Source organism: Thermoflavimicrobium dichotomicum, assembly GCF_900114055.1.
GTDB classification, from domain to species: Bacteria; Bacillota; Bacilli; order Thermoactinomycetales; family Thermoactinomycetaceae; genus Thermoflavimicrobium; species Thermoflavimicrobium dichotomicum.
In genome coordinates, this window is the sequence record NZ_FORR01000014.1 from 91,289 (window position 1) to 105,067 (window position 13,779).

General features: G+C 41.7%; 8 protein-coding genes, 1 rRNA gene, 1 pseudogene and 2 other annotated features. All 10 genes and pseudogenes read right to left on the reverse strand.

Annotated features, from left to right (window positions below; genetic code table 11):
* Positions 1-3 precede the first annotated feature (3 nt).
* On the reverse strand, positions 4-1,194 hold the full coding sequence (locus BMZ78_RS13480; protein ID WP_093230961.1) for a winged helix-turn-helix domain-containing protein: 1,191 nt from the start codon (positions 1,192-1,194) through the stop codon (positions 4-6).
* 403 nt (positions 1,195-1,597) lie between these two features.
* Positions 1,598-2,857 carry an MFS transporter gene (locus BMZ78_RS13485; RefSeq protein ID WP_093230962.1) on the reverse strand — a complete coding sequence of 420 codons (1,260 nt, stop codon included), beginning with the start codon at positions 2,855-2,857 and terminating at the stop codon, positions 1,598-1,600.
* A 141-nt stretch (positions 2,858-2,998) separates the two neighbouring features.
* Positions 2,999-4,681, reverse strand: coding sequence for a dihydroxy-acid dehydratase (gene ilvD, locus BMZ78_RS13490; protein WP_093230963.1), 1,683 nt, complete (start codon positions 4,679-4,681; stop codon positions 2,999-3,001).
* A 36-nt stretch (positions 4,682-4,717) separates the two neighbouring features.
* Complete coding sequence (ilvA, locus tag BMZ78_RS13495) at positions 4,718-5,983, reverse strand: threonine ammonia-lyase IlvA (protein ID WP_093230964.1); 1,266 nt, start codon at positions 5,981-5,983, stop codon at positions 4,718-4,720.
* A 29-nt stretch (positions 5,984-6,012) separates the two neighbouring features.
* Positions 6,013-7,011, reverse strand: a pseudogene (locus BMZ78_RS13500) (ketol-acid reductoisomerase); the annotation flags it as partial.
* Positions 7,012-7,062: 51 nt separating this feature from the next.
* The gene (ilvN, locus tag BMZ78_RS13505) at positions 7,063-7,293 is read right to left on the reverse strand and encodes an acetolactate synthase small subunit (protein WP_093230966.1); all 231 of its coding nucleotides are present in this window, start codon (positions 7,291-7,293) and stop codon (positions 7,063-7,065) included.
* A complete protein-coding gene (gene ilvB, locus BMZ78_RS13510; RefSeq protein ID WP_093230975.1) occupies positions 7,293-8,993 on the reverse strand; it encodes an acetolactate synthase large subunit in 1,701 nt (566 codons plus the stop codon). Before ilvB ends, ilvN begins: the two co-directional genes overlap by 1 nt.
* Positions 8,994-9,019: 26 nt before the next feature.
* Entirely contained in the window at positions 9,020-9,919 is a 900-nt protein-coding gene (ilvE, locus tag BMZ78_RS13515) for a branched-chain-amino-acid transaminase (protein ID WP_093230976.1), read from the reverse strand.
* Between the two features lie 101 nt (positions 9,920-10,020).
* Positions 10,021-10,284, reverse strand: a binding site (T-box leader).
* Between the two features lie 214 nt (positions 10,285-10,498).
* Positions 10,499-10,760, reverse strand: a binding site (T-box leader).
* Positions 10,761-11,348: 588 nt separating this feature from the next.
* Positions 11,349-12,698 (reverse strand): nucleobase:cation symporter-2 family protein, encoded by a 1,350-nt coding sequence (locus tag BMZ78_RS13520; RefSeq protein ID WP_093230967.1) that lies wholly within the window; start codon positions 12,696-12,698, stop codon positions 11,349-11,351.
* A gap of 1,022 nt (positions 12,699-13,720) precedes the next feature.
* Positions 13,721-13,779: ribosomal RNA gene (locus BMZ78_RS13525) — 16S ribosomal RNA — on the reverse strand; the annotation flags it as partial.

The window sequence follows — 13,779 nt, forward strand, 5'->3', positions numbered from 1 at the left end:
TCATTACACAGCTCTATTTTCAGCAGCAGATAGCGGCTGATTGAGGTAATCCTTTATTTTTTGCTCAGCTTTCTTCTTGATTTCTTCAAATTGATATTCCTTTTCTAAATCATTCCATTTTTTCTGATATTCAGATTCGATTTCTTCACAGTGAATACACATTCGACACAATAGCAAGAGAATCCGCAGGAAAGAAATCTTGACCGAAAGCATTTGGGACTGTATGGCAATTTCCCAGCCACGATTAATCCATTTTTTTCCTTCATGTTCGTTTTGATGAATCAATAAATTGATCCCTTCCAATAAGTGATATAACGCTAACTCGTGAAGATCTTGTTTTGTCCTTTCTTTTAGAAAATGATGGACTTTCTTTCTTTGTCTCTTTAATTTTTTCTTATTATGCGAAATTAATAGTGGGATCATTTCTAACAAAGAGAGAGGAATTCTCCACTTCTCTAAATTTTCTTGATTGGCTCTATGACTAATGGCAGTGATTTGTTTCACTGCTTTTTCCATGTCCCCTGCTTCCACTAAAGATAAAAATCTTAAAGCTTCTAATGATAAAGGAAACCGCTTGGGTACTAACTTCCTTGCAAATATTTGATCCATATAATAAAGAGTCTTCTCTACTTGCTTCTGAACAACATAGTAAATCGTGACAATAAAATATAATCGTTCTTCCAAGGGCATTTGTTCTATCTGAACATCATACAGTAACCAATCTATATCTCCTTGATTCAATTTATATAAAATAAAATATTCATGAGGAATTCGGTATCCCAAAGCTTCCTGGTTTTCGATCAAGATCCGCACAGCTTCTCCTTGACCATGCATCAAATAATTAGATAATAAATGAATCATATGTTTCTCAATTTCAGGATTATAAAGAGAAGGATTTGGCATCATTCTCGGTTGGTTCATAATCAGTCGATAACCTACTCCTCGAACCGTTTCAATCCAAATGAAATGATCCCACTTTTTCAACTTCTTTCGAAGTCGGTAAATATGATCATCCACTGTTCGATCCGTTGGTTCACCTTCGTTCTCCCAGACATAATCAAGCAATTGATCCCGGGAAAACGTTTGATTTTTATGTTGAAAAAGAAAGTGTAATAGCCGAAATTCTTTAGGGAGCAATTTTATTTCTTCTGTTCGAAATCGAACGACATATTGATTCGTATTAAAATGTAACATGCAGGCCCCCCTTTTATACTAACAAAGCATTGCGATGCAAAAATCGAACTTTGAATTGATTGTACCACATCTTTATCTATGCATATTTTAAACTTTGTAGTTTAGGAAGAGAAGCATATTTTATTCGTAAAGTTACTTGATCTTTTCTAAAAGACTTTATTAACAACAGAAAAACATTCTATAAAAAAAGAGTATCCAAATAATTCGGATACTCAGCTTGACCCGTTGATAAAGTTCCCGTTATATGCCGGTTCTCTTTTTCCGTTTTACTAGTGTCTATCCAGTAGTACAAGCCTCTTTTAACTTCTACCTTAAAGCGACAATATATCGTGTGCAGGTTGACAGCTACCTGTACCATACCAGTCATGAGGATGTGGTACGTACAACTATATACTCTATACCCTTATTTATTGGCAATGTTTTTTTGGTGACTGACTATTGGTTTATCAGACTGATTCCAGATGATATTTCGCAAGCCAATCGCTAAACAACCTATGGCAAATAAAAGAACACCAACAAAGAAATAGACTTTTACTACACCGATCCATTGAACCAAACTTCCTCCAAGTAATGGGGAAACTATATATGACAGACGGACCAGACTATTTTGAATACCAAATACTCGTCCCACTACTTCAGGAGCTGATTCTTTTTGCAAGATCACATTATAAGAAACAAAGAAAATACCAACCCCGATACCAACCACGAATGCACTTAATAATACCAATATGATGGAAGGACTGGATAAAATCATTGCCACACCCATAATTCCTATTCCCATAAAAGTAATGCCCCCACCTAGCGCCCAACCATAACGCAAATGTTGCATTTTCTGCATCCAAAGAGTGATAACGACACCTCCGGCTCCTATCGTTGCAATCGTCCAGCCCATTAAACCAGGATCTTGTGGAAACAATTCACGGAACAGTACAGAAAATTGGCTTTCAATCAATTGAATGACCGTCATGACGAGAAAACCATAAAGAATCGTTACAAACAGCAAACGACTAAAAAGAACAATATTCCAACCTTCTTTCCATGATTGCCAAAAACTTTGTTTCTTTTCTTCTGATTTTAAATCCTCTATGGCATCTTCTTTTATTTTTCCAATACTAAACAAAATGAAAGCAGCTAATAGACTCATCCCTGCTTTGATTATCAACAGTCCCTGTGGAGGCAAAATGGTAATCAACGCTCCACCAATAAGTGGACCGATAATTTTCCCAATTTCTCCAACCATTCCATTTAAAGAAGTTGCTTGCACTAACTGTTCGTCGCTTACAACCCGTCTTGTCAAAGCTATTTGGGCTGGCATAAAAAAGACACTGCACGTTGCGCGGATCAAAATGGCCGGATAAAGGATATAGATGTTCGGGACAAATACAATTCCGATGGTTAACAAGGCAACCAATAAATCAACGGCGATCAATATTCGACGTTTATCTTTTCGATCTGCAAATACACCTGCCCATGAGCTGAATAAAATCCCTGGTAAAGCAAAAGCTACAGGAATGAGTCCAATCAGAAGCGGACTCGTTTTCCAATGATAAGCAACAATCACTGAAATCGCAAAAAAGTCCATAAACTCACCGATAATGGAAATCGTGTATGCAGAAAACAAGCGCACAAAAATACGATTTTGCCAAATACTTTTTCCGCTCATCCTCACATTCCTTCCCCTGTTTTCGGAAATCTTATCTTAAATATAACATCGGTTTGTCAGAGGAATATCAGAAAAGCAGGTTATGTTTTATATATTTCATCACAAAAAAACCCGTAACCCTTTATGGTTACGGGATTATCATCAGATTTTCAGGATTCCACCTGTACTTGCTGATGTGACCAGTTTCGAATAACGAGCCAGATAGCCTGTTTTCACTTTCGGTTCAAAGCCAGGCCACTCTGCCCGGCGACGTTCCATTTCTTCTGGTGAGATTTTGACTTCCAATTTTCTCTCTTCGATATCAATCACAACAATATCTCCATCTTGAACAAAGGCAATAGGCCCTCCTTCAGCCGCTTCTGGCGAAACATGACCCACACTGATTCCTCTGGTTGCTCCCGAAAAACGGCCATCTGTAACCAATGCCACTTTTGTTCCCAATCCCATACCGACAATTTGGGAAGTAGGTGCCAACATTTCCGGCATACCCGGACCACCTTTTGGACCTTCATAACGGATAATGACCACATGACCTTCTTTTACCTTGCCATTAGCAATCCCTTCCAAAGCTTCCTCCTGGGAGTCAAATACAATGGCAGGGCCTTCGTGACGTTTGATCCCGCCTTGTACGGCTCCCGATTTGATAACAGCACCATCAGGTGCGAGATTTCCGAACAACATCGTAAGTCCGCCTTTTTCGGAATAAGGATTTTCAAGCGGACGAATGACTTCTTTATTCTTGGTCTCACACCCTGCGATATTTTCTCCCAATGTTTTACCAGTGACTGTCATCGTGTCCAGATGAAGGGCCCCTTCTTTTTTACTGAGCTCATGTAAAATAGCGGAGACCCCTCCAGCTTCATGTACATCTTCAATATGATATTCCGACGCCGGGCTAATTTTAGCCAAGTGCGGTACACGTTCTGCTACCTGATTTATCCTGTCCAGAGAGTAATCGAGTCCTGCTTCATTGGCGATCGCCAAGGTATGTAGCACGGTATTGGAGGATCCACCCATGGCCATATCCAACGCAAATGCGTTATCAATCGCTTTTTCCGTAACAATATCTCGCGGCTTTAAGTCCATCTCAATCAGTTTGATTATTTGTTTAGCCGCTCGTTTCACCAACTCTCTTCTTTCTTCGGACACAGCCAAAATGGTTCCATTTCCAGGCAAGGCCAGACCAATTGCTTCCGCTAAACAGTTCATTGAATTCGCTGTAAACATTCCGGAACAAGAACCACAAGTCGGGCAGCCATACTTTTCGAGCTCCTCCAGATTCTTTTCCGTAATTTTACCGGCTTGATAGGCTCCAACACCTTCAAAGACAGATGCCAGGGAAATGGAGCGTCCATCTTGGGTTTTACCGGCTTTCATCGGTCCGCCCGTCACGATGATCGTTGGAATATTGACCCGCAATGCGGCCATGATCATCCCAGGGGTAATTTTATCACAGTTCGGAATACAAATAAGCCCATCAAAAGCATGAGCGGAAACGACCGTTTCGATGGAATCAGCAATCAATTCCCGACTTGGCAGAGAGTAACGCATTCCGATATGTCCCATCGCAATGCCATCATCAACACCGATGGTATTAAATTCAAACGGCACGCCTCCTGCTTCCCGAACTGCTTCTTTGACCAATTTCCCGAATTCCTGCAGATGGACATGCCCTGGAATAATATCAATATATGAATTCGCAATGGCAATAAACGGCTTATCCCAATCGGATTCATCCTGGATGACACCTGTCGCCCGAAGCAAACTGCGATGAGGCGCCCGATCGAAACCACGTTTAATGATATCGCTTCGCATCTTTTTCATGTTGTTTCCTCCCACCTGATTCCAACTCTTTACTGGCTAGACAAGCAAATGGAATAGATTTGAATCCTTGTTGACTTCAATATATTGAATATGATGTTGCTTCATCCGCTGGATCAACCCGTGATAATCCTCTTTATGTTTGAGCTCAATCCCTACGAGTGCAGGCCCTTTTTCCCGATTATTCTTTTTGGTGTATTCAAAATGGGTAATGTCATCATCCGGCCCCAGAACCTGATTGATAAACTCTCGCAAAGCGCCTGCCCGTTGTGGAAAATTGATGATAAAGTAATGCTTCAGTCCTTCATATAATAAAGAACGCTCCTTGATCTCCTGCATCCGGTCAATATCGTTATTGCCACCACTGATAATACATACAACGTTTTTGCCCGCGATTTGCTCACGATACTCATCCAATGCAGCAATCGGCAAAGCGCCAGCGGGTTCTGCCACAATCGCATTTTCGTTATACAGTTCCAGGATGGTCGTACACACTTTTCCTTCGGGGACAACCACAATATCATCAAGCACTTCTCTGCAAATCTCTGAAGTAAGCCTTCCCACCTGTTTTACAGCAGCCCCATCGACAAACTTGTCAATTTGATGCAACGTAACAACTTCTCCTTGCTCCAATGTTCGCTTCATTCCTGGAGCTCCAGCCGGTTCAACACCGATGACTTTGGTAGAGGGACTTATGCCTTTGACATAAGTCCCTACACCAGCAGCCAATCCTCCTCCGCCAATACTGACAAAGATATAATCAATCGGATCCGTCATCTCATTCATGATTTCCATCGCGACCGTGCCTTGTCCGGCAATCACGTCAGGTTCATCAAATGGGTGAACAAACGTCATGTTCTCTTGTTTGCAAACACGCATCGCTTCCTGAAAAGCATCATCAAATGTATCACCTGTCAAAATCACTTCCACATAAGATCCACCAAACAATTTCACTTGCGACACTTTCTGGCTCGGTGTCGTTGTTGGCATAAAAATCTTGCCATGAATTTTCAGATGTTGGCAGGAGTAAGCGACCCCCTGCGCATGATTCCCGGCACTTGCACACACAATCCCATTCTTTCGTTCATCTGGCGACAGATTTCGGATAAAATGGTAAGCTCCCCTGATTTTAAATGAACGCACAATTTGCAAATCTTCCCGTTTCAGATAGAGTTGACAATGATATCGCTCCGATAGCAAGGGATTTTTCATGAGAGGTGTCTTCGTTACCACATCTTTCAAGAGATGATTGGCCAGGACTATATCTTCGACTGTAACCTTGCTCACTGTGACTGGTTCGCTCATATCGTTCCATCCTCCGCAAACGAAATGGTTTATTTCTTGATCCAGCTCATCATTTCGCGCAGCTCTCTACCAACTTGTTCAATCGGATGGTTCGCTTCCCGCTGTTTCATTGCCTGATAGGATGGACGTCCAGCCTGATTTTCCAGAATCCATTTCTTCGCAAACTCACCTTGTTGGATTTCAGAAAGGACTTTGCGCATTTCTTTTTTCGTCTCTTCCGTGATGATGCGTGAACCTGTTACATAATCTCCAAATTCTGCAGTATCGGAAATGGAATAGCGCATGCGGGACAGTCCGCCTTCATACATGAGATCCACGATTAATTTCAACTCATGCAAACACTCAAAATAAGCGATTTCCGGGCGATAACCTGCTTCTACCAATGTTTCAAATCCGGCTTTCACCAGAGCACTGACACCACCACATAAGACAGCCTGCTCACCGAAAAGATCGGTTTCTGTTTCTTCACGGAAGGTAGTTTCAAACACACCTGCACGTGTTCCACCTACTCCTTTGGCATAAGCGAGAGCCAGCTCTTTCGCTTTTCCAGTCGCATCCTGGTGAACAGCAAGCAAAGCTGGAACGCCTCCACCTTCCACAAATACGCGCCGTACCAAATGACCAGGTCCCTTTGGAGCGACCATGGCAACGTCCACATCTTCAGGAGGAACAATTTGTCCAAAGTGAATGTTAAATCCATGAGAAAACATCAGCATTTGTCCAGGGCGCAATTCCGGGGCAATCTCATCGCGATAAGTTTTGGCCTGATGCTCATCGGGGATCAGGATCTGCAGGATATCAGCTACTTTCGCAGCTTCTCGAACGGTCATTACCTCAAATCCATCCGCTTCCGCCTGTTCCCATGATTTTCCTTTCCGTAGACCGATGACGACATGAACACCTGAATCACGCAAGTTTTGTGCCTGAGCATGTCCTTGTGATCCATAACCAATGACTGCAACTGTTTTCCCATTTAATACACTCATATCTACATCTTTGTCATAATACATTTTCATTTTGATCTCCTCCTCATATTGCTCTGATGATTGGTAATCTTACCTTTGGTCTGACTATTTATGTTAAACTTTTTGCACATGGAGCACATCAATTTGTTTATTTAAGAGTCTAACCATATTTTCCAGTGATCCTGGATCACATTCCATTGTAATGGACATGCGAGAAAGTTCTTGATCTTCCAACTCATCAAATGTCAGATGATCAATTTTCATTCCTCGCCGGGTGTACAAACCAAGCACTCTCGACAATGCGGCTGTTTTATTTTTCATGAGCAATTCCACCGTATGTCTCATCACTCGTCCCACCCCTTAACCAGCATTTCATCATTGCCTTTACCTGGAGGTACCATCGGAAATACATTTTCTTCCTCTTCGACCACAACATCCACAACGACAGGGCCAGGAGTATCAAGCGCTTCTTTTATCACAGCTTCCACTTCTTCCGGTTTGGTTGCCCGAAGTCCCTTGATTCCAAAAGCTTCAGCCACCTGCACAAAATCAGGATTTCCGATTTTTGATTCGGACAAGCGGTTCTCATAAAACATTTCTTGCCATTGTCGAACCATACCCATAAAGTTATTGTTGATTACCAGTATTTTTACAGGCAAACGGCGTTCCGCTACCGTTTGCAGTTCCTGAAGATTCATCTGAAAAGAAGCATCACCAGCAATGCAAATGACCGTTGCTTCCGGTTTTGCGATCTGTATTCCCATCGCCGCCGGGAAACCAAATCCCATCGTTCCCAAACCACCTGAAGTAATAAATGTCCGCGGTTCTTTCGCTTTATAGAAATGCGCTGCCCACATCTGGTGTTGACCAACTTCTGTGGTCACAATCGCTTTTCCGTCAGTGAGCCTGCTCAAACAATCAATCACATACTGTGGCTTGATTCCCGTATTGTTTTCCTGCTTATAAGAGAGCGGATATTCGTGATACCATGTCTGTACTTGTCTTACCCATTCCCCACAATCTGGATGTGGCGGATGAACCAACAGAGCCTGAAGTGCCTTTTTTACATCGCAAACCAACGGATAGTCAATCACGACATTTTTGCCAATTTCAGCCGGATCAATATCGATATGCACTTTTTTCGAATGAGGTGAGAAGCGCTCTAACTTCCCTGTTACCCGATCATCAAAGCGAACTCCACAAGCGATGAGCAGATCCGAGTGATAGACAGCCATATTGGCGGAATAGGTTCCGTGCATGCCCAGCATTCCTATGAACAGAGGATCATCTGGTGGATATGCTCCCAGTCCCATCAGTGTAGAAGTAACCGGTATGCCTGTTTCTCTTACGAATTCTCTTATTTCTGCTGCAGCTTCAGCATGAATCACCCCCCCACCAATATACAACAGTGGGCGCTTGGCTTGATGAATGGCTTCACGAATCTTTTCAATCTGCTGAAGATCCGGTTCTGTCTTTACTTGATAACCAGGCAGATCCAATTCTTCAGGAAGTTCAAATGGTGCTGTTTGACTGGACACATCTTTGGGTATATCTATCACGACTGGACCTGGTCTTCCGGTTCTCGCTATATGATAAGCTTCACACAACACACGTGGCAGCTCTTTGGTATCGTGAACCTGATAGCTGTATTTGGTGACTGGCATGGTGATCCCAATCACATCCACTTCTTGAAATGCATCTGTACCAATCATGCTTTTGGCTACCTGACCTGTGATGACAACAATGGGAATGGAGTCCATAAACGCATCTGCAATGCCAGTTACCAGGTTGGTTGCTCCTGGTCCCGACGTTGCCATTACCGTCCCCACTCGACCTGTCGCTCGTGCATATCCTTCTGCTGCGTGAATCGCAGCTTGCTCATGACGGGTTAGAATATGTTCGATGTCACTATTGTAAAGGGCATCGTAAATGGGGAGAATCGCCCCACCAGGATAACCAAAAACCGTATCCACTCCCAAATGTTTCAGCGTTTCAACCACCATGCTTGCACCCGTCATCGTATTCGCTTTTTGCTTTGTGATCATTTCCACTCCGCTCACATCCTTTCAGTTTAAGCAGATAGTGGGCTAAGACCTGGTACCTTGGTTCCCCTGACTTTGGTCAATTTACGGAACTCTTCAATCAATCTTTTGGTCACTGGCCCCGGTTTTCCATCACCAATGATTCTGGAATCCACTTCTACCACAGGAATCATCTCAGCTGCTGTTCCAGTCAAGAAAATTTCATCCGCCACATAGACATCATGACGAGTAAATGGCTCTTCTTTACAACTAATACCTAAATGTTCGCACAGTTCAATGACAACATTGCGGGTAATGCCTTCTAATGCTCCCAGATAAGTCGGCGGAGTCAAAATTTTCCCATTCTTCACAATAAAAACATTATCACCAGACCCCTCACATACATATCCTTCTTGATTGAGTGTTAAAGCTTCCATCACACCACTTTGGGTTGCTTCCATCCGAATCAGTACATTATTTAAATAGTTAAGCGACTTGATCTTTGGATTTAATGCATCTGGAATATTGCGTCGGGTCGGTACCGTTACAATTCGTAATCCTTTTTCATACAGCTCCTGTGGAAATAACGCTAATGCTTCGGCAATAATAATGACATTGGGTCTGGTACAGCTTCTTGGATCCAATCCCAAATCCCCAGGACCTCTTGATACAACAACACGAATATAAGCATCAGCCAGATCATTTCGTTGAAGTGTTTCTACAATTGCCTGTTCCATTTCTTCAGGCGTCATTGGAATGGTTAGCAAAATGGATTTGGCAGATTCATAGAGCCGCTTCACATGTTCTTTTAAACAAAAGACATTTCCTGAATAACTGCGAATTCCCTCAAAAATTCCATCTCCATACAAGAACCCGTGATCAAACACTGATACAACCGCTTTACTCCGTGGTACGAATTCTCCATTGATGTAGACCAAATATTCTTTCATGACCATTCTCCCCTCTGATCCAGATACCAAGATGAGTAAAAATAAAAACCCTCGCTCAACAAGTAAACGCACACGACACACTCCAATTATGTGCTTCACTTTGCTGAGGCGAGAGTTCTCGCGGTACCACTCAGCTTCTCTGCCTTCCTCGCGAAAAGCAGACTCACCAAGTCCAAGCAGTTCCTACCTGGACTTTAGCCCTTTAACGTGGACCACTCCGTTATCCCTCTACTCAGGATGAACTCCTTTTCAAGAGTACAGCTCCAAGGCGATGTTCGAAGAAGGATGACGTCCGTCCTCTCAGCCTGGGGACAGCTCTCTGTGCATCAGTGCCTTCTTCTACTCTTCCTTTTCTTCGCTTTTATCTATTTTCGTTTATTCAGTATATTGCATATAGTCGGATGATTATGAATAAATTGATTGCTACAGAATACAGGTTATCCACCTGATTGCTGACTTTTTCAAAACCGATGAGAGCTCCCGCTTTTATGAAAGCGGATTCAAGCCATTTGACCAATCTCATGGCTTATAAAAAACTCTCGCCTCAACAAGCAAACACACCCATTGTGTGGTTTACTTTGCTGAGGCGAGAGTTCTCGCGGTACCACTCAGCTTCTCTGCCTTTCTCGCGAAAAGCAGACTCACCAAGTCCAAGCAGTCCTACCTGGACTTTAGTCCTTTAACGTGAACCACTCCGTTGTTTCCTTACTTGGGATCGCTCCCTTTCAGGAACAAAGCTCCAAGGCGACGTTCGAAGAAGGATGATGTCCGTCCTCTCAGCCTAGGGACAGCTCTCTGTGCATCAAGACCTTCTCCTACTTTTCCTCTTCTTCGCTTTTATATTCATTGTTTATTTTTTTCAAACTGTTTTATTTACTGTTCTTTTTTACTGATTATATGTTGAACTAGCTTTATTGTCAACAATTATTTTTCTATTTATTTTCGATATATGTGCTTCATTTTGTCAATTCAGATCTTGTTATAGGTTATATTAGAAGAAAAGAACGAAATCGTCAATAGCCAGATAATTATACTAAATATTCTTAATAATATGGATAATAATACCTTTAATAACCTGTTCCTAACAACAATTGCGCTTGGTTTTTCATGTGAATATGATAACAACAGAAAAATATATTGGACATGTTACGGGTTATGTCATGAGCTGAAAAAACGGAACAAAAGCCATAAGAGCTTTAAAACCATAATCAAAATAGTAAAGAACTGATTATGTTGCTAAGCAAAAAACAAAATAAAAGCAGACTAAGGTCTTACCCCTTAGTCCCTATCTCCAATTGAGCGATGAGATTCTTAAAATATGATTGAATTTTTCAGCTTCTGCTAACCGTTGTCAGGATCTATCCTGATCGCTATTTCTTCTCCGTCAGCCCTTTTCATTTATTCTTCTTTTCTACGTTCCCCTACCGTTTTACTTGGCTGTTCCTTGTCCATCCGCTGTTTCCAGTTGTTCATTAATCATGCTCTCCAATTCCATATTTTCTGTTTTCTGCGCTTTTTTTCCACGGTTAAATACAATATTTAAAATCACTGCTGTCATACTTCCAACAACGATTCCGTTTTCAAAAAAGAGGCGGGCACCTTCAGGTAATCCACTAAACAGTTGGGGGACAACCGCTGCTCCCAAACCTACCCCTACTGAGCAAGCGATAATCAGCAAATTTTCGTTTTGACGGAAATCTACTTTTGATAGCATCCGAACTCCTGAGGAACAAACCATTCCAAACATTGGAATCATGGCTCCGCCCAATACTGGATTGGGAATCAGAGTCGTAATAGCTGCCACTTTTGGCAATAAAGCCAAAAGAATCAGAATAATGCCCGCTGCAATAACCACCTTGTTATTTTTCACTCGAGTTAAAGCAACCAGACCAACATTCTGTGAAAACGAGGTATAAGGAAATGAATTAAAAATACCTCCTACAACCTGTGCCATTCCTTCCGCACGCAGTCCTTTTTTAATATCGGCTGGGCTTAATTTTTTCTCACACACTTCTCCTAAAGCCATAAAAACACCTGTCGTTTCAATCATACTGACAATTCCCACTAAAGTTAATGCCAAAATCGAGGAGATATGAAACTCTGGAAACCCAAAATAAAATGGCTGTACGATATGAAACCAACCTGCTTCAGCAACAGGTTTAAAATCAACTTTTCCCATAAAAGCAGCAACAATGGTACCAAAAATTAATCCAAGAAGCACTGCAATCGCCTGAATGTAACCTTTGAATAAACGATTGATCGCAATCACAATGACTAATGTAATGGCTGCCAAAATCAAGTTCTCAATACTACCAAATGTAAGAGAGCCTTCGCCACCTGCTGCATTTTTGACTGCTACTGGAATCAAACTCAAACCAATAATCATGACCACTGAACCCGTTACAATTGGTGGGAAAAACCTCAATATCTTTCCAAAAAACTGGGATAATAACATCACCAATATACCTGCTCCAATGATAGCCCCATATATGGCAGGTATGCCTTGTGATTTTCCAATCGCGATCATGGGTGCTACAGCCTGAAATGCACATCCCAATACAACAGGCAATCGAATACCAAAATGCTTTCCACCCACTACCTGAATTAATGTAGCAATTCCACATCCTAAAAAGTCAATGGAAATCAAAAATGCAATCTGACTGGGTGTCATACCGATCGCTGGTCCAACAATGAGCGGTACCACTACGGCACCGGCATACATTGCCAATACATGTTGAAAACCCAATGTTGCTGTACGCCATGTCGATAATTTTTCCATTACCTATTCCCCCTGGATTTTACTTATTTTTGATTTTTTATATAAAAAAAGACGCAGCAGAAATAGAGGAGCAAAGAGCCTTCCCTCTTATTTCTACGGCGCCTTGAAACTCCGATCAACAGAGTTTAAGCAACCAAATGAAGCTTTTCTTTGAGAGATAAAACGATCCTGGCGAATTATCTCCCATTCAACATTATTTTTATTTATACGGAATCACCTTCAAATATTTACAAAATCAAACGAAAAACTCTTTTGCTTATGTTCTATTTGGGGAATTTAAGGTAATATTCTACATAAATCAATCAGTAATGACTCTATTCAATCATCTCAATCATCCATAACACCCATGAATTACTCAGCATTTTAGTAAATTTCATTGATTTAATGACATCGCTAATCTTGTACTTTATAATAATGCAAAACAATCAATTAGTCAATATTCTGTAATTCATATTTTTAATAATAATATATATTAAACAAATATATAGAAATAAGGTTTTTATAAAAAGCGAGCGAGAAAACCCCTAGCTTCAGCTATGGGGATGAGAGAGAGCGTCGGACGAAGGAGGCATTAGCCTTCTCGCAAGTCCGACATGTTTTCAGAAAAATATTTACAACCAAATGGTCCACTGTTAAAATACAGTTAGTTGTTCCTTGACAAGTGGATAGCATATAGGGTTGTGCAAGCCAATCACCTTGCACGTAAAATGCTATGTGTATGGACTGGCTAGACTGAAAAGCGAAAACCAAGCAGTAGGTCTGGCCTGTGACGTAGCAACTCAAACTGTTTAACCGTGGGGCTCACGGGGTTAGCCTGGTCAACTTCCTGTCAGTGGACGGGATTACCCAAGAATCCCCTGCGTTTACGCATGGGGAGTGGTCAAAGGATTGAGATAAATAGTAAAAAACCTCTTTATTACTCATATGAGTAATAAAGAGGTTTTTCGTATTCCCTGAAAACTAAAGGCGAAACATGACACTCCTGAATGGTTCAAAGTGATATTCGGAAATAAACTCCGTAGAAAGGAGGTGATCCATCCCCACCTTCCGGTAGGGATACCTTGTTACGACTTCACCCCAA